The following is a 17,263-nucleotide window of genomic DNA, read 5'->3' on the forward strand; positions in this document are numbered from 1 at the left end:
TCTTTTCGTGATGAACTTGATGAGTATTATTCAGTTTTTGTGAGTGTAATACTGCTGCATGATACTGGCAACTTTCTTTTAACAGTATGGATAACTCTACATGGCCTTAAGAATTGCCCTGAGCGGTTTTATCGCGTTGATCGTAGCCATGGGGATCGGCCGCTTCGCCTTTACCCCGCAGGTGCCGCTGATGATTGCTGAGCATCAGTTTACTCTGACCGGCGCCGGGTTGGTGGCGGCCATCAACTACCTGGGCTACCTGTGCGGCGCTTACGATGCCATGCGTGCCAGCCGACACGTTGAACGTCGGCTGTGGTTGGGCGTGTGGGGGGCGGTGATCTTGACGCTGCTTTCCGCCTGGGTGCAGGGGGAGTGGTGGCACGGTGCGGTGCGTTTCTTCATCGGGTGGGCCAGCGGTTGGTCGATGGTACTGGTGGCGGCCTGGACCAACGAACGGTTGGCACACTATGGCCGACCGGCGCTCAGCGCGGCGGTATTTGCCGGCCCGGGAGCCGGGATTTTTATCAGCGGCATGCTGGCGGTGGGGATCCACAGCCTGGCGTTGACCGCGTCACAGGCCTGGCTGGTCTACGGCGTACTGGCGCTGGTATTGATTGGCGCGATCAGCATTAATCTGCCGAAGACCGGCGAATTGCATCGTCCTGACGTGGCCCCTGAGCCGCTGTTGTTGACCCCGGCGCTGAAACGTCTGGTGTGGAGCTACAGTCTCGCAGGCTTTGGTTATATTCTGCCGGCCACTTTTTTGTCGCAAATGGCCGCGGCGCGTTTTCCCGGCAGCCTGTTCGCGCAATTTGTCTGGCCGATCTTTGGTGGGGCGGCGGTGCTGGGGATTGTCATCGGTATTCTGACCCGTCACCGGCTGACTACTCAAACCCGGCTGGCTATCACCCTATGGGTACAGGCATTGGGGGTGTTAAGCGCGGAAATCGTACCGGGAGTTGCCGGCTTGGCACTGGGCGCGTTGCTGACCGGTGGCGGCTTCCTCAGCGTGGTGCAGCTGTCGATCCAGCATGGCCGTGAGCTGGCCCCCAACCATGCCCGTTATATGGCGGGACTGCTGACCACCGGCTATGCGATTGGTCAGTTGGTCGGCCCGACGCTGTCGGCGTTGTCAACCTCATTGACCCACCGGCTGGAACCGGCATTGTACGTGGCCGTGGCGGCGCTGATTGTGGCCGGTCTGCTGGTGGTTAATACGTCGGCTCGCGAGTTGGCGCGAAAACCGATGGCGCAGTGATTAAATTCCGTACAAAAAACGTGGAATAGCCGCAGCCGGCCTGATTGTGCTAAATGCGAATATTTCACCTGCGGATGAAACACAATCACTGGATAATCCCCTCGCTCTCATCTAGAGTGGGGGCAAAATCTTGACTGGGTTCACGTTATTAACTGCGGAAACTTCTGTCGTCAGGAGAGTATGCAATTCATCCCTCTGCTCGGTAAAACAGCCGGATGGGTGAGTTCAAGTCCGTTGGAGAGAAGAAATGACATCATCATTAAGTAAAGAAGCTGCATTGGTTCACGCGGCGCTCGAAGAGCGCGGTCTGGAAACTCCGTTGCGCGGCGAAGTGCTGGATCGCGAAACGCGTAAACGTCGTATTAAAGAGCACATGACCGAAATCATGCAGCTGCTTAATCTCGATCTGTCCGACGACAGCCTGGCGGAAACCCCGCACCGCATCGCCAAAATGTATGTCGATGAGATTTTCTCCGGCCTGGACTACGCCAACTTCCCAAAAATCACCGTCATTGAAAACAAGATGAAAGTGGATGAAATGGTGACGGTGCGTGATATCACGCTGACCAGCACCTGCGAACACCATTTTGTCACCATCGATGGCAAGGCGACCGTTGCCTACATTCCCAAGGATGCGGTGATTGGGCTGTCGAAAATCAACCGTATCGTGCAGTTCTTCTCCCAGCGCCCACAGGTGCAGGAGCGCTTAACTCAGCAGATCCTGGTGGCATTGCAAACCTTGCTGGGCACCAATAATGTGGCGGTATCAATTGATGCGGTCCATTATTGTGTTAAGGCGCGCGGTATCCGTGACGCGACCAGCGCCACCACCACGACCTCTCTGGGCGGGCTATTCAAGTCCAGCCAGAACACCCGTCAGGAATTCCTGCGCGCGGTGCGCCATCACCAGTCGTGATGGGTCGCTAGAATGGTAACAGGCGCCTGCGGGCGCCTTTTTAATGAGCGGAATACAGCGATAAAATAATGAACACTAGCCCAACGGCTCCTTTGCCGCGCATCGCCACGCTGGACTGCGTGCGCGGTATCGCCATCCTTGGCATTTTGCTGCTGAATATTAGCGCCTTTGGCCTGCCGAAGGCGGCCTATCTCAATCCGGCCTATCTGGGCTTGCCTACAACGCGCGATGCCTGGACCTGGGCGCTGCTGGACATTTTCGCGCAGGCTAAATTCCTGGCGATGTTCGCCCTGTTATTTGGCGCCGGGCTGCAGATGCTGCTGCGCCGCGGCAAAGGCTGGATACGTGCACGGCTGTCGTGGCTGGTGCTGTTTGGCCTGGGACATGCCATTTTCCTTTGGGACGGCGATATCCTGCTGGCCTATGGGCTGATCGGGCTGGTGTGCTGGCGGATGATCCGCGATGCGAAAGAAACCTATCAACTGTTGAAAACCGGCGTGGTGCTGTACCTGATTGGCGTCGGGGTGCTGTTGTTGTTGGGTTTCATTTCGCACGGTGAACCTGGCAGTTTCTGGCAACCCGGCGTGGCAGAGCTGCAGTATGAGAAGTTTTGGAAGCTGCAGGGCGGGATGGAAGCCTGGCGCAGCCGCACCGATCTTCTCTCCTCCAGCCTGCTGGCGATTGGCGCGCAATACGGTTGGGAGTTGGCGGGGCTGATGCTGTTCGGCGCCGGTTTAATGCGCAGTGGCTGGCTACGCGGCACTTACTCACCGGGTTACTACCGCCGGCAGGCAGCATGGCTGATACCGCTTTCATTGCTGATCCAACTGCCGGCAGTGGTGCTGCAATGGCATCTTCACTGGGACTACCGTTGGAGCGGTTTTTTATTGCAGGTGCCACGTGAGCTGGGGGCGCCCCTGCAGGCGATGGGCTATCTGGCGCTGTGCTACGGTTTTTGGCCGACGCTGTCGCGTTTGCGCATTGGGCACTGGTTGACGCAGGTCGGGCGCATGGCGCTGAGCAATTACCTGCTGCAAACGCTGATCTGCACCACGCTGTTTTATCGCTTTGGCCTATATCAACAGTTTGACCGCCTGCAACTTTTGGCTTTCGTTCCGTTGGTCTGGCTCGCTAACCTGTTGTTTTCAAACCTGTGGCTGCGCTATTTCGAGCAGGGACCGGTGGAGTGGCTGTGGCGCAAACTCACCGCCCTGGCTACCGGCAAGGTAGAGCCCAAGGCGGTGAATTGAGATCTGGCGCAGGTAGGTTAAAAAAATGTATGTAAACGTTTTCTTTCCTGTGACGTAATTCACGCAGAGGAGGATGACAAACGGGGTAGGATAGCGCCACTGTCAACTACCCCGACCTCAGGATCCTTCATGACCTCTGTTCACCCAACCACCATTCGCGACGTGGCGAAGCGTGCGGGCGTGTCTGTGGCGACCGTCTCCCGCGTGCTGAATCATAGCGCCCTGACCAGCAAAGAGACGCGCGAGCAGGTATTGAAGGCGGTGGCTGAACTGGGCTACCGACCCAATGCCAATGCGCAAGCCCTGGCCACCCAGAGCAGCGATACCCTTGGGGTGGTGGTGATGGACGTCTCCGATCCCTTCTTCGGCGCACTGGTGAAAGCGGTAGACACCGTGGCGCAACAGCACCACAAATACCTGTTGATCGGTAACAGCTATCACCAGGCGGATAAAGAGCGCCACGCCATCGAGGTGCTGATTCGCCAACGCTGCAACGCCTTGATTGTTCATGCTAAAACTCTGTGTGATGCCGAGCTGATCGCCTTTCTCGATCAGGTGCCGGGTATGGTGCTGATCAACAGAATCATACCCGGCTATGAACATCGCTGCGTCGGGCTCGATAACGTCAGTGGTGCAGAGATGGCGATGCGTTTGCTGCTGTCGCAGGGCCACCAGCGTATTGGTTATCTGGGCTCGAATCATCCAATCGAAGACGGGCCGCTGCGCCAGCAAGGCTACACGCAGGCGATGGCGGCGGCCGGGCTGGCAACGCCCGACAGCTGGCGCGCCTATGGTTCGCCAGATTTGCAGGGCGGGGAAGAGGCGATGATCGAACTGCTTGGCCGCAACCTGCATCTTAGTGCGGTATTCGCCTACAACGACGCCATGGCCGCCGGGGCGATGGCGGTGCTGAAAGAAAACGGTATCACAGTACCGCAAAACTTCTCGCTGGTTGGGTTCGACGACATCCCCATCGCTCGCTACACCAGCCCCAAGCTCACCACGGTGCGTTACCCGATTGTCACCATGGCGACGCTGGCCACCGAACTGGCCTTGCTGGGCGCGGCAGGCAAGCTGGAGCCGCAGGCCCGCCATTTGTTTATGCCGACCCTGGTCCGACGCCATTCTGTGGCCCCTTGGCAAAGTGAGGCGGCGGTCACTCTCTGAACATTTAATCTTGTGTAACCGTTTTCAATCTGTGAGAAAATTCACAGATTATTAACATCACGCCGTCTATGCTCTAGGCGTTTTCCAGCGTAAAGGCACTTGCCGCTGCTGTTTTAACTCACGCTGGCGCCACATTTTTCAGGAATAACATGATTCACGGATGACAGGGAAACTGCCAGGCCCGGTCGTGCTGACACCGCCGGTTGCCCTTGGCCTAATACCGAGCAAGACCCTACATAAACCGGAGACACACAATGAATAAGAAGGTTTTCACCCTGGCCGCGACGGCCGCAGCCATGATGTTTGGCGCCGCAGCTCACGCAGATACCCGTATTGGCGTCACGATTTATAAATATGACGACAACTTTATGTCGGTGGTGCGCAAGGCAATCGAGAAAGACGCCAAGGCCTCTCCGGATGTCACCCTGCTGATGAATGACTCGCAGAACGACCAATCCAAACAAAACGACCAGATCGACGTGCTGATCGCCAAGGGCGTAAAAGCGCTGGCGATTAACCTGGTGGATCCAGCGGCTGCCCCGGTGGTGATTGATAAGGCACGCGCAAACGATATCCCTATCGTGTTCTACAACAAAGAGCCTTCCCGCAAAGCGCTGGACAGCTATGACAAAGCCTATTACGTGGGCACCGACTCTAAAGAGTCCGGCGTGATCCAGGGCCAACTGATTGAGAAACACTGGAAGGCCAACCCGAACTGGGATTTGAATAAAGACGGCCAGATCCAGTACGTGTTGCTGAAAGGTGAACCGGGCCATCCGGATGCAGAAGCACGTACCACTTACGTGGTGAAAACGCTGAATGACGACGGTATTAAAACTCAGCAACTGCAGATGGACACCGCGATGTGGGACACCGCACAGGCAAAAGACAAGATGGATGCCTGGCTGTCCGGCCCTAACGCCAACAAAATCGAAGTGGTTATCGCCAACAACGATGCCATGGCGATGGGGGCGGTAGAAGCGCTGAAAGCGCACAACAAATCCAGCATTCCGGTATTCGGTGTCGATGCCTTGCCAGAGGCTCTGGCGATGGTGAAATCCGGCGCGATGGCGGGGACGGTGCTGAACGATGCCGACAACCAGGCCAAAGCCACCTTCGAGCTGGCGAAAAACCTGGCGGCGGGCAAACCTGCTGCCGACGGCACCCAATATAAAATCGACAATAAAGTGGTGCGCATTCCTTACGTTGGCGTAGATAAGGACAATTTGTCCAAATTTGTTAAGTAAGTTCTGAATGGCCCCGCCTGCGGTGCGCTGCCCAGCGCCAACACCAGGAAAGCCGCCGGCGGGGTAATTTTTCTTAAAATCACAGCCCAGATCCGATGAGTTTCAAGCTGCAGCTAATTAGGCGGTGGTTTGGAAGGTGTCGAATCACATAGCCAGGTGTATTTATGGCCGACAGCCCACGCGAATTTTTGCTGGAAATGACTGATATCAGTAAATCATTTCCCGGCGTCAAGGCATTGGATAATGTGAATCTGCGCGTTCGTCCGCACTCCATTCATGCATTAATGGGAGAGAACGGCGCGGGGAAGTCGACATTATTAAAATGCCTGTTCGGCATTTATAAAAAGGATGCCGGCAGTATTATTTTTCAGGGCCAGGAAATAGATTTCAAAAGCTCTAAAGAGGCGCTGGAACACGGCGTGTCCATGGTGCATCAGGAATTAAACCTGGTCTTGCAGCGCACCGTGATGGACAACATGTGGTTGGGGCGCTACCCGACCAAGGGCATGTTTGTCGATCAGGACAAGATGCTGAAAGATACCCAGGCGATATTCGACGAGCTGGATATTGATATTAACCCGCGGGATAAAGTGGGCACGCTATCGGTATCGCAAATGCAGATGATCGAAATCGCCAAGGCTTTCTCCTATGACGCCAAGATTGTCATTATGGATGAGCCCACTTCATCGCTGACGGAAAAAGAGGTGAACCACCTATTCACCATTATCCGCAAGCTGAAGGAACGCGGCTGCGGCATCGTCTATATCTCGCATAAGATGGAAGAGATCTTCCAGCTGTGCGACGAAATCACCATTCTGCGTGATGGCCAGTGGATCGCCACCCAGCCGCTGGAAGGGCTGGATATGGACAAGATCATCTCGATGATGGTGGGGCGTTCGCTCAGCCAGCGTTTCCCCGATCGACAGAATACGCCGGGCGAGGTGATCCTGGAGGTGAAGAACCTGACCTCCTTGCGCCAGCCTTCGATTCGCGACGTCTCTTTCGATCTGCATCAGGGTGAGATCCTCGGCATCGCCGGGCTGGTGGGGGCCAAACGTACCGACATCGTCGAAACCCTGTTTGGCATCCGCGAAAAAATTGCGGGTACCATCAAGCTGCACGGTAAAACCATCAACAACCACAGCGCCAATGAGGCGATAAACCACGGTTTCGCACTGGTCACCGAAGAACGTCGTTCCACCGGGATTTATGCCTATCTGGACGTGGGGTTCAACTCGCTGATCTCCAATATTCGCAACTACAAAAATAAAATCGGCCTGTTGGATAACGCCCGCATGAAAAGCGATACCCAGTGGGTGATCGATGCCATGCGGGTCAAAACCCCGGGCCACCATACCCACATAGGTTCGCTGTCGGGCGGTAATCAGCAGAAGGTGATCATCGGCCGTTGGCTGCTGACTCAGCCGGAAATATTAATGCTGGATGAGCCGACGCGCGGCATTGACGTCGGCGCCAAATTCGAAATTTATCAGCTGATGACCGAACTGGCGAAGAAGGGCAAGGGGATCATTATTGTCTCGTCTGAAATGCCGGAGCTTTTGGGAATTACCGACAGAATACTGGTGATGAGTAATGGTCAGGTTGCGGGCATCGTCAACACCAAACAGACCTCGCAAAATGAAATTTTACGTCTCGCATCCCTGCACCTTTAAGGATCAGAATTATGAACGCGCTGAATAAAAAAACTTTGTTCACCTATTTCAAGGAAGGTGGCATTTACGTAGTGTTGCTGGTGCTGCTGGCAATTATTATTATCCAGGACCCGACCTTCCTCAGTCTAATGAACCTGAGCAATATCCTGACCCAGTCTTCGGTGCGCATCATTATTGCACTGGGCGTGGCGGGGCTGATTGTTACCCAGGGGACTGACCTGTCCGCCGGGCGCCAGGTTGGCCTGGCGGCGGTGATCGCGGCGACGTTGTTGCAGTCGATGGATAACGTGAACAAGGTATTCCCGCATATGGAAACCTGGTCGATCCCGCTGGTGATCCTGCTGGTGTGCGCCGTGGGTGCGGTGATCGGTCTGGTGAACGGTTTGATCATCGCTTACCTCAATGTGACGCCGTTTATTACCACGCTGGGCACCATGATCATCGTTTACGGCATCAACTCGCTGTATTACGACTCCGTTGGCGCCTCGCCAGTGGCGGGGTTTGATCCCAAGTTTTCCACCTTTGCCCAGGGGTTCCTGCGTTTTGGCGACTTTAAGCTGTCGTACATCACCTTCTACGCCATCATTGCGATTATTTTTGTCTGGATCCTGTGGAATAAAACCCGCTTCGGCAAAAATATTTTCGCCATCGGCGGCAACCCTGAGGCAGCCAAGGTTTCCGGCGTGAACGTGCCGCTGAACCTGATCATGATTTATGCGCTGTCCGGGGTGTTCTACGCCTTCGGCGGCTTACTGGAAGCGGGCCGTATCGGCAGCGCCACCAATAACCTGGGCTTTATGTATGAACTGGACGCCATTGCGGCGTGCGTGGTGGGCGGGGTGTCCTTTGCCGGCGGCGTCGGGACGGTGCTGGGGGTCGTGACCGGGGTCATCATCTTTACGGTTATCAACTACGGCCTGACCTACATTGGCGTTAACCCTTACTGGCAGTACATCATCAAGGGCGGCATCATTATCTTCGCCGTGGCGTTGGACTCCTTAAAATACGCCAAGAAAAAATAGTTGTGTCTCAGCTATGAAAACGGCCAGTAAATGCTGGCCGTTGCTGTTTCCAGGGCGGCATAAAGCTTATTTGGCCTTTTGTTTTTCCGCAGCCAGCTTGTGTTCCAGCTCAACCAATTGCTCTGGCGAAACTGCCGGGTAGCCTTGGGCATCTTCCGGTACGGTATGCATGGCGGAAATGGGGATCAGTGGCCCGAGGAAGCGCGGCTCGCGTTTTAGTATGTACAAATCGGTCAGTGCGCCAAGGCGGGCGAAGATCTCGCGTGCCCGTACCGTCATCATGTCTTTTGGCGAAGGAACTGCGTAGCACTGAGCCTGGATCCCCATATGCAGCGCGATAAACAGCGCGCGCTCGCAATGGAAGCGCTGGGTGATAATGATGAAGTCGTTGGTGTCGAACACTTTTCTGGTGCGGACGATAGAGTCAAGAGTACGGAAACCGGCATAATCCAGCACGATATCGCTGGGCGCCACGCCGGCGGCGATCAAATCGCGGCGCATGGTCATCGGCTCGTTGTAGCTTTGCTGGGCATTGTCGCCGCTCAGCAGCAGGTATTTCACTTTGCCGCTGTTATAGGCATTAATCGCGCCCTGAATGCGGTAGCGATAATATTGGTTGATCACGCCGGTGCGGTAATATTTGGCCGTGCCCAGTACCACGCCGACCTGGCGATGAGGCAGGCCTTGCAGTTCGTCATAGACGTAAGGCGCGGTTTTCCAGCTGATCCAACGATCGAGCGCGAGAGCCGAAAGCATCAGCAGCGCAGTGATGATGAACAGGCTGATTATCAGGCGTTTCCACATGTTATTGCCTTACGCGCACAGGGGCCAAAAAAGATGGCTCAAGGCTACTTTACCTGACAGGCCGACGCAAGCTTGACGCCCTATCAAGCAAGCATTGCACCGCATTTTTAGGCGGTTTTGAGCATAAAAAAAGCCCGGCGAGCCGGGCCTGATGTTTAACTGCGCAAATCAGAATGAAGTGCGCTTATAGCTGCGGTATTGCGGGCGCCAGAAGTTGTGTTCGATGCCTTTCGACAGCGCTTCTTCTGAGGTGACCACTGCCACGCCTTGCAGCTGCGCCGCTTTACCCACTTCCATGGCAATGCACTTGGACACGCCCTGAATATCGTCGATATTCGGCAGCAGTGCGCCATGCCCGTCGGTCGCCAGCGGCGAACAGTCGGCCAGCGCACGGCTGGCGGCCATCAGCATCGCGTCGGTGACGCGGGTGGCGCCGGAGGCCAGTACGCCCAATCCAATCCCCGGGAAGATATAGGAGTTGTTGCACTGGGCAATCGGGAATACCTGATCTTTGTAGCTCACCGGCGCAAACGGGCTGCCGGTTGCTACTAATGCAGCGCCTTCGGTCCAGTTAATGATGTCTTCCGGGCGGGCTTCCACGCGGGAGGTTGGGTTGGACAGCGGCATGACGATCGGGCGCGGGCAGTGCTTGTGCATTTCGCGGATCAGTTCTTCGGTAAACAGGCCTGGCTGGCCCGAAACGCCGATCAAAATGGTTGGCTTGGCATTACGCACCACGTCCAGCAGGGAAATGGCATCGCTTTCTGTCTGCCATGCGGTCAGATGCTCGCTCTTTTGCACCAGCTTGCTCTGGAAATCGAGCAGGTTAGGCAGTTTGTCGGTCAGCAGGCCGAAACGGTCGACCATAAAGACGTGCGCGCGGGCTTCGTCTTCGCTCAGGCCTTCGGATTTCATCTGCGCGATAATTTGCTCGGCAATACCGCAACCTGCAGAGCCGGCGCCCAGGAAGGTGACGGTCTGATCGCGCAGTTGGCTGCCGGCGGCGCGGCTGGCGGCGATCAGGCTGCCCAGCGTGACGGCTGCGGTGCCCTGAATGTCGTCGTTGAAGCAGCAGATTTCGTCACGGTAGCGGTTCAGCAGCGGGGTGGCGTTATTCTGCGCAAAATCTTCGAACTGCAGCAGCACGTTCGGCCAGCGGCGCTTGACCGCCTGGATAAACTCTTCAACAAAGGCGTGGTATTCGTCGCCTGAAATACGCGGGTGACGCCAGCCCATGTACAGCGGATCGTTCAGGCGCTGCGGGTTGTTGGTGCCGACGTCCAGCACCACCGGCAGGGTATAGGCCGGGCTGATGCCGCCGCAGGCGGTGTACAGCGACAGTTTACCGATTGGAATGCCCATGCCGCCGATACCCTGGTCGCCCAGACCGAGAATGCGCTCACCGTCGGTGACGACGATCACCTTAACGTTTTGCTTGGTGGCGTTTTGCAGCATGTCGTCAATGCGGTCGCGATTAGGGTAGGAGATAAACAGCCCACGCGCCCGGCGGTAAATATCGGAGAAGTGCTCACAGGCCTCGCCCACCGTCGGCGTGTAGATGATCGGCATCATCTCGCTCAGGTGCGCTTCCAGCAGGCGATAGAACAGGGTTTCGTTGGTGTCCTGGATATTACGCAGATAAATGTGTTTATCGCTGTCGTTTTTGAAATCCTGGTACTGGCGGTAGGCACGTTCCGCCTGCTCTTCGATGGTTTCTACCGCTTCTGGCAGCAACCCGTGCAGGTTGAAATGGCTGCGTTCATCCTCGGTGAAAGCGCTGCCTTTATTGAGCAGCGGAAATTCCAGCAGAATAGGGCCGGCATAAGGGATGTAGAGAGGGCGTTTGCTTTCGTATTCAAGTTCCATGGCTTTTGCTCTTCAACGTATCGGATAACTTTATGGGCTAGATCCTAAAAGATCGGGGAAATATGTACAGCAATTGTTATCGGATCATGAGGTAAATTGGCGTAATTATCGACGATCAAGTCCTAATTTAACTAAAGAAAGTGTTTTAAGACGTGAATGCCATTGTAATCGGCTGGCGGGGCTGGTAACAGCGGTGCCGGGCAGCACCGCCAGGGGGCAGATTTAGAAAGTGATACGACTGACATTTTGGCAACCCAGCGCGGCCAACGTGGCGCGGGTGGCATCCCATTGGGTGAGGATGGCACTGTCGGGCTCGGCCAGCACCGCTCGAACCACTTTTTGGCAGTCGCCGCCGGAGACGTTCATCAGAATCAGCGCGGCCTGCAGCGGCGGCAGGCTGGGGTTGAAGGCTGCGTTTTCCGCATAACGACCGCTATAAATCCTCCCGTCTTCGGCTTCCAGTGCGACGCCGCTGTGAGCATTGCTGTAGGGCGCGTGACTCTGATTGGCGGCAGCCAGCGCGGCCATCTCCAGTTCGTCGGTCAGCGTCAGTTGGAAACCATGATCGACGCGGTCCATCAGCAACGTGGCGATATTCAGGTCTTTCGGGCCGAAGGCATCCGGCAGATAGTCGCCCAGGGTGGCCGGTTCGCGACCGGGCAGACGAATTTTCAGCGTGGTACCACTGTTGAGTTCGTTCATAAACTGACGGCAGTGGCCACAAGGCGTGTAGTTAACGGTGATAGAGGCTAACGCTGATTCGCCGCGTAGCCAGGCATGAGTCACGGCACACTGCTCTGCATGAATGGTTTGTTGCATCGGCGCGCCGCTGAACTCCATGTTGGCGCCAAAATACAGGTTGCCGCTCTGCCCGCGAGCAATGGCGCCAACATAAAACTGCGAAATCGGCGCTAACGAGCAGGCCGCCGCCAGCGGCAGCAGAGCGAATGCCAGAGCATCATCATCCAGCCCGCAGCGCTGCTTGATAGCATCCACTTGTTCCGCCTTGAGCATGGCCGGAAAATCAGGCGCATCAAAATAAGGCAGCAGGGCGGATTGCAATGTGGCGGGCAGTTCAGCAAAAGCGGTTTGAAAACGCGGGTGCATAGAAACTCTCTCTACAGGTTAACGGGATAACATTCTAGGCAGCCCGGCGCGAATAAAGTGTGATACAAATCTCTTTATTGATGAAATCAATGCAATGAAAACGATAAATGCGAGATGTATCGCAAGTTTTAGGCCTTAGGCAAACAGGTGCAACAGTACCGGAAACAGAAACGGCGCCAGCAGCGAGGTGATGATGCCGCAGATCACCAGGGCCAGTGAACCAAATGCCCCTTCCTGATAGTCCATTTCCGCACAGCGTGCCGTGCCCAGCGCATGTGACGCGGTCCCCATAGCCAACCCGCGTGCCGAGCGGGTGGTGATTTTCAATACTTTGAACAGCGTATGCCCGAAAACCGCGCCGAGAATACCGACGAAAATCACGCAAACGGCGCTGATTGCCGGAATGCCGCCGAGCGACTCTGCGACCGCCATGGCTATGGGCGTGGTGACCGATTTTGGCATGATGGAAGCGGCAATTTCCGGCGTAGCCCCCATCCATAAAGCGATGGCGCCGCCGCTGATCATCGCGGTGAGGCTGCCGATAAAGCAGACGGCGATAATGGACTTCCAGCGCGCGCGGATCTGATGCAGCTGTTCATACAGCGGATAAGCCAGTGCCACTACGGCCGGTTGCAGCAAGTCATTGAGGATTTTACTGCCCTGAAAATAACGCTCATAAGGAATACCGGTCAGCAACAGCAGGGGAATGATTACCGCCATCGACACCAGCAGTGGGTTCAGCAACGGCATGTTCAGCCATTGCGCCAGTTTGCGCGCTGCAAAATAGATGGCCAGCGTCAGCGGTAATGACCACCAGATTTCATGGATCATTTTTCGCCCTCCGCGGCATCAGGCTTGCCGATGATGGTGCGCTCCCTGTGGAAATAATGTGAGGTGTAGCCGACCACCACCAACACCATCAGGGTGCTGACGATGCAGGACACCACCAGCGGCCCCAGATGCTCGATAATTTGGTCATAGTATTTCATCACTCCCACGCCGATAGGCACGAACAACAGCACCATATAGCGGATCAGCAGGTGGCAACCGGGTTTGACCCATTTGGCCGGCAGAATTTGGGTGGAGAGCAGGGCGAACAGCAACAGCATGCCGATAATGCTGCCCGGAATGGCGATCGGCAGCAGAGCCGCGATGGCATTGCCGGCGAACAGACAAAGGTAGATAAGGACGAATGCCCTCAGGTATTTCCAGCACAGAGTGAGTAGCTTGGCCATAACTTAATCCCGTTTAACCGATGCATTCATCATACAATTAAACTGTGATCTTCGCCACAAATCACACCATGAATTCTCTCTATGGCTACCATGCCGATGGGGCTGGTTGACAACCGCGATGAAAAGGGACGCAGGTTTATTCTGCACTGGCGAAGTTGGCATTCTGTTGTTGCCTCTGCGCCAGGCGATGCCCGAGAAAAAAGAATAGCAGGCTGAGCAGCGCAGCAGCAATCAACATCAGAAACATCATTTGCGGCGCGGCGTAGCTGAGAATAAAACCGCACAGTACCGGATTAATGGCGCCGCCCAGAGCGCTCAGGTTTTGTACGCCGTAATAGCTGCCTTTCAGATGCTGTGGCGCGATGAAGTCGATAAACATATATTCCACCGGGATCACTATGATTTCGCCCAGGGTGAATATCGCCATGGCAAGGATCCAGAGCCAGAGCGATTGCCCGGCCAGCCAAAAACCGATCAGCCCGAGAATGAAAAATAGCGTGCCCAGCGCCAGCCAGCGCAGCATATTTTCCTGACGCATGCCGCGGCTGAGCAGATACTGCAGGGCGATGACGATACAGGCATTGACGATCATCACCGCCCCAATGACCTGATAAGCGAACTCTGCATTAGAAACGGTGATCAGGTATTGCGATAAATAGCCGGAGAACTGGCCAAAAACCACCGCACCCAGCGTACTGCCAAGGGTAAAGTAAATCAGCCGGCGATCGTTACGCAGGATGGTCAGCGTCTGGCGAAAATTAAGGCGCGCGGCGGGCGTTGCATCCAGCGCGACCGGGGCCGTAGCGGACTGCCTGCGCAGGATGACGTTCAGCGTCGCCACCGTGAATAAAGCCAATCCACCGGAAAGGTAAAACGGCAACAGCGGATCCAGACCTGCCACCAGTACCCCCAACGATGATCCAACCGCCCAGCCGACGTTGACCAGCGTATAGTTTATTGAAAAGGCTTTGATGCGCTGCGCGACCGGCAGCCAGTCGGCAAAGCACGCTTTAATGGTGATGCCCAATACGGAATAGGCGGTATGTAAAATAGCCAAAACCACAACGATACCCCCCGGCCGCGGGATCCAAGGGATAGCGAAAAAACTCAGGGCGAACAAAAGAATGGAAATCAGGATCAGCGTGTTTTTGTTGAATTTGTCTACCAGGTAGCCGCCATACAGGCTGGCGAAAATGCCGATCGCCAGGCTGATACCCAGAATGATGCCGACGCTTTTGGGCAGCAGATGAAAATGCCCGGTCAGATAGATAGTAATGAACGGCAGCGTTACGCCGCGGCCAATGGTCAGTACCAGCGAACTGACCAGCAAGGCGTTAATCAGCGGTGGGAATCCCTTCATATCAGACCTGTTTATGCATACAGTGATAAAACCAGTATGGATAACATAGCTCATTTTGGCCGTCTGGGAAGAGGCGATGTAAAAAAAGAGGTTACCTCGGTAACCTCCTGGAGAGGGATTACTTGCCGGTTTTAGCCTGTAGCCTGGCGAACCACTGCTGGACTAAGCGCATAAAAAGGGCCGAGCAAGCTCGACCCTTTAGAGGTTGGAAAACCGGTGTTATTTCACCTGCATACCTGGCTGTGCACCGCTGTCCGGGCTCAGCAGGAAGATCTCTTTCCCTCCTGGGCCGGCAGCCATCACCATGCCTTCAGAAATCCCGAAGCGCATCTTACGCGGTGCCAGGTTGGCGACCATGATGGTCAGACGGCCTTCAAGCGCTTTCGGATCCGGGTAAGCGGAGCGAATGCCAGAGAAGATCTGACGTGATTCGCCGCCCAGATCCAGCTGCAGCTTCAGCAACTTGTCTGAACCTTCAACAAAGTCGGCGCTCTTGATCAGTGCAATGCGCATATCAACCTTGGCGAAATCGTCAAAGGTGATGGTTTCCTGAATAGGATCGTCCGCCAACGGCCCGCTGACCACTTTCGTTGCCGCCATGTCTTCTTTCGAGGCGCTAACCATTTCATTGACCTTATCCAGGTCGATACGGTTGAACAGCGCCTTGAATGCGTTGACCTGATGCCCCAACAGCGGTTGCTGGATGCTGTCCCAGGTAAGCTCGCAGTTGAGGAAGGCTTCGGTACGTTCGGTCAGTGACGGCAGCACCGGTTTCAGATAGGTCATCAGCACGCGGAACAGGTTGATACCCATGGAACAGATGGCCTGCAGATCGGCATCGCGGCCTTCTTGCTTCGCCACCACCCAAGGAGCCTGTTCGTCCACATAGCGGTTAGCCAAATCGGCCAGCGCCATGATTTCACGGATTGCACGGCCCGACTCACGGCTGGCGTAGGCATCGGCGATGCTTTGCGCTGCGTTAACGAAGGTCTGGTACAGCGCCGGATCGGCCAGCTTGTCGGCCAGTTGGCCACCGAAACGCTTGCTGATAAAGCCGGCGTTGCGCGAAGCCAGGTTGACCACTTTATTGACGATGTCGGCGTTCACCCGCTGCACGAAATCTTCCAGATTCAGGTCGATATCGTCAATGCGTGAAGACAGCTTGGCGGCGTAGTAATAACGCAGGCAGTCGGCATCCAGGTGTTGCAGGTAGGTGCCGGCCTTGATGAAAGTGCCGCGAGATTTGGACATCTTGGCGCCGTTCACCGTCACATAGCCGTGCACGAACAGATTGGTCGGTTTGCGGAAGTTACTGCCTTCCAGCATCGCCGGCCAGAACAGGCTGTGGAAATAAACGATGTCTTTACCGATAAAGTGATACAGCTCGGTCGTGGAGTCCTTACGCCAGAACTCGTCGAAATCCAGATTGCCGCGTTTGTCGCACAGGTTTTTGAATGAACCCATGTAACCGATAGGCGCATCTAGCCAGACGTAGAAGTATTTGCCCGGCGCGTCCGGGATTTCAAAGCCGAAATACGGCGCATCGCGGGAGATATCCCACTGTTGCAGGCCGGATTCGAACCACTCCTGCATCTTGTTTGCCACCTGTTCTTGCAGCGCGCCGGAACGGGTCCAGGCCTGCAGCATTTCGCTGAACGACGGCAGATCAAAGAAGAAGTGCTCTGAATCACGCAATACCGGCGTTGCCCCGGAAACTACGGATTTCGGCTCGATCAACTCGGTCGGGCTGTAGGTCGCGCCGCAGACTTCGCAGTTGTCGCCGTATTGGTCCGGTGATTTACATTTCGGGCAGGTGCCTTTGACGAAACGGTCGGGCAGGAACATGCCTTTCTCCGGATCGTACAGCTGTGAAATGGTGCGGTTCTTGATAAAGCCGTTTTCTTTCAGGCGGCCGTAAATCAGGCTCGACAGTTCACGGTTTTCATCGCTATGGGTGGAATGATAGTTATCATAGCTGATGCCAAAACCGGCGAAATCCTGTTGGTGCTCCTGGCTCATCTCCGCAATCATTTCTTCCGGCTTGATGCCCAACTGCTGAGCTTTCAGCATGATTGGCGTGCCGTGCGCGTCGTCCGCACAGATGAAATGAACCTCGTTGCCGCGCATTCGTTGGTAACGAACCCAGATATCTGCCTGGATATGCTCGAGCATGTGGCCGAGATGGATGGAACCATTTGCGTACGGTAGCGCGCACGTCACCAATAATTTTTTCGCGACTTGAGCCATAGTGAGAACTTGGTTTCTGTAATGAATAAAAAGGGTCTTCGATGTTACCCGATCGCGCCCGCTACGGCTAGGGCGGTTTCTTTGTGCGGACATGCGCCGACCGGCGCTCAC

General features: G+C 55.5%; 14 protein-coding genes. 7 read left to right on the plus strand and 7 right to left on the minus strand.

Translation table 11 applies throughout. The features are described from left to right. Positions 1–100 precede the first annotated feature (100 nt). The 7 genes from H0S68_RS07615 to mglC all read left to right on the plus strand — a co-directional run bounded on the left by H0S68_RS07615 (position 101) and on the right by mglC (position 8,533). The gene (locus H0S68_RS07615) at positions 101–1,258 is read left to right on the plus strand and encodes a YbfB/YjiJ family MFS transporter (protein ID WP_410529289.1); all 1,158 of its coding nucleotides are present in this window, start codon (positions 101–103) and stop codon (positions 1,256–1,258) included. Positions 1,259–1,505: 247 nt separating this feature from the next. Next, entirely contained in the window at positions 1,506–2,174 is a 669-nt protein-coding gene (gene folE, locus H0S68_RS07620) for a GTP cyclohydrolase I FolE (protein WP_041414357.1), read from the plus strand. Between the two features lie 68 nt (positions 2,175–2,242). Further along, on the plus strand, positions 2,243–3,424 hold the full coding sequence (gene yeiB, locus H0S68_RS07625) for a DUF418 domain-containing protein YeiB (RefSeq protein WP_048761668.1): 1,182 nt from the start codon (positions 2,243–2,245) through the stop codon (positions 3,422–3,424). Positions 3,425–3,553: 129 nt separating this feature from the next. Next, positions 3,554–4,591, plus strand: a complete 1,038-nt coding sequence (gene galS / locus H0S68_RS07630; RefSeq protein ID WP_048761671.1) for an HTH-type transcriptional regulator GalS — start codon at positions 3,554–3,556, stop codon at positions 4,589–4,591. Between the two features lie 254 nt (positions 4,592–4,845). Continuing rightward, entirely contained in the window at positions 4,846–5,838 is a 993-nt protein-coding gene (gene mglB / locus H0S68_RS07635) for a galactose/glucose ABC transporter substrate-binding protein MglB (RefSeq protein ID WP_020825992.1), read from the plus strand. A gap of 164 nt (positions 5,839–6,002) precedes the next feature. Beyond that, positions 6,003–7,511, plus strand: coding sequence for a galactose/methyl galactoside ABC transporter ATP-binding protein MglA (gene mglA / locus H0S68_RS07640; RefSeq protein WP_020825993.1), 1,509 nt, complete (start codon positions 6,003–6,005; stop codon positions 7,509–7,511). Positions 7,512–7,522: 11 nt separating this feature from the next. Continuing rightward, positions 7,523–8,533, plus strand: a complete 1,011-nt coding sequence (gene mglC / locus H0S68_RS07645; RefSeq protein ID WP_012005998.1) for a galactose/methyl galactoside ABC transporter permease MglC — start codon at positions 7,523–7,525, stop codon at positions 8,531–8,533. 66 nt (positions 8,534–8,599) lie between these two features. Here the strand turns inward: mglC and sanA are convergent, their stop codons facing one another. From sanA to metG, 7 genes are all read right to left on the minus strand, one after another. Next, the gene (sanA, locus tag H0S68_RS07650) at positions 8,600–9,337 is read right to left on the minus strand and encodes an outer membrane permeability protein SanA (protein WP_020825994.1); all 738 of its coding nucleotides are present in this window, start codon (positions 9,335–9,337) and stop codon (positions 8,600–8,602) included. 168 nt (positions 9,338–9,505) lie between these two features. Then, entirely contained in the window at positions 9,506–11,203 is a 1,698-nt protein-coding gene (locus H0S68_RS07655; RefSeq protein WP_410529290.1) for an NAD-dependent malic enzyme, read from the minus strand. A 222-nt stretch (positions 11,204–11,425) separates the two neighbouring features. Continuing rightward, on the minus strand, positions 11,426–12,310 hold the full coding sequence (cdd, locus tag H0S68_RS07660; RefSeq protein ID WP_410529291.1) for a cytidine deaminase: 885 nt from the start codon (positions 12,308–12,310) through the stop codon (positions 11,426–11,428). Positions 12,311–12,445: 135 nt separating this feature from the next. Next, positions 12,446–13,141, minus strand: a complete 696-nt coding sequence (locus H0S68_RS07665) for a CidB/LrgB family autolysis modulator (RefSeq protein ID WP_020825997.1) — start codon at positions 13,139–13,141, stop codon at positions 12,446–12,448. Then, positions 13,138–13,545 (minus strand): CidA/LrgA family protein, encoded by a 408-nt coding sequence (locus tag H0S68_RS07670; protein ID WP_020825998.1) that lies wholly within the window; start codon positions 13,543–13,545, stop codon positions 13,138–13,140. The genes H0S68_RS07665 and H0S68_RS07670 overlap by 4 nt, the downstream gene beginning before the upstream one ends. A 136-nt stretch (positions 13,546–13,681) precedes the next feature. Beyond that, positions 13,682–14,905 carry an MFS transporter gene (locus H0S68_RS07675; RefSeq protein WP_122077894.1) on the minus strand — a complete coding sequence of 408 codons (1,224 nt, stop codon included), beginning with the start codon at positions 14,903–14,905 and terminating at the stop codon, positions 13,682–13,684. 219 nt (positions 14,906–15,124) lie between these two features. Further along, positions 15,125–17,152: a methionine--tRNA ligase gene (gene metG, locus H0S68_RS07680; RefSeq protein ID WP_142815622.1), complete on the minus strand. Its 2,028-nt coding sequence runs from the start codon at positions 17,150–17,152 to the stop codon at positions 15,125–15,127. Positions 17,153–17,263 lie beyond the last annotated feature (111 nt).

The organism is Serratia sp. AXJ-M (assembly GCF_046531865.1).
GTDB classification, from domain to species: domain Bacteria; phylum Pseudomonadota; class Gammaproteobacteria; order Enterobacterales; family Enterobacteriaceae; genus Serratia; species Serratia liquefaciens.

What these genes read in the sequence shown, in the direction of transcription:
- H0S68_RS07655 (WP_410529290.1), bottom strand. Translation starts at nt 11,203, where the DNA reads ATGGAACTTGAATACGAAAGCAAACGCCCTCTCTACATCCCTTATGCC.
- mglC (WP_012005998.1), top strand. Translation starts at nt 7,523, where the DNA reads ATGAACGCGCTGAATAAAAAAACTTTGTTCACCTATTTCAAGGAAGGT.
- metG (WP_142815622.1), bottom strand. Translation starts at nt 17,152, where the DNA reads ATGGCTCAAGTCGCGAAAAAATTATTGGTGACGTGCGCGCTACCGTAC.
- folE (WP_041414357.1), top strand. Translation starts at nt 1,506, where the DNA reads ATGACATCATCATTAAGTAAAGAAGCTGCATTGGTTCACGCGGCGCTC.
- H0S68_RS07615 (WP_410529289.1), top strand. Translation starts at nt 101, where the DNA reads ATGGCCTTAAGAATTGCCCTGAGCGGTTTTATCGCGTTGATCGTAGCC.
- sanA (WP_020825994.1), bottom strand. Translation starts at nt 9,337, where the DNA reads ATGTGGAAACGCCTGATAATCAGCCTGTTCATCATCACTGCGCTGCTG.
- mglA (WP_020825993.1), top strand. Translation starts at nt 6,003, where the DNA reads ATGGCCGACAGCCCACGCGAATTTTTGCTGGAAATGACTGATATCAGT.
- cdd (WP_410529291.1), bottom strand. Translation starts at nt 12,310, where the DNA reads ATGCACCCGCGTTTTCAAACCGCTTTTGCTGAACTGCCCGCCACATTG.
- H0S68_RS07665 (WP_020825997.1), bottom strand. Translation starts at nt 13,141, where the DNA reads ATGATCCATGAAATCTGGTGGTCATTACCGCTGACGCTGGCCATCTAT.
- H0S68_RS07670 (WP_020825998.1), bottom strand. Translation starts at nt 13,545, where the DNA reads ATGGCCAAGCTACTCACTCTGTGCTGGAAATACCTGAGGGCATTCGTC.
- mglB (WP_020825992.1), top strand. Translation starts at nt 4,846, where the DNA reads ATGAATAAGAAGGTTTTCACCCTGGCCGCGACGGCCGCAGCCATGATG.
- H0S68_RS07675 (WP_122077894.1), bottom strand. Translation starts at nt 14,905, where the DNA reads ATGAAGGGATTCCCACCGCTGATTAACGCCTTGCTGGTCAGTTCGCTG.
- galS (WP_048761671.1), top strand. Translation starts at nt 3,554, where the DNA reads ATGACCTCTGTTCACCCAACCACCATTCGCGACGTGGCGAAGCGTGCG.
- yeiB (WP_048761668.1), top strand. Translation starts at nt 2,243, where the DNA reads ATGAACACTAGCCCAACGGCTCCTTTGCCGCGCATCGCCACGCTGGAC.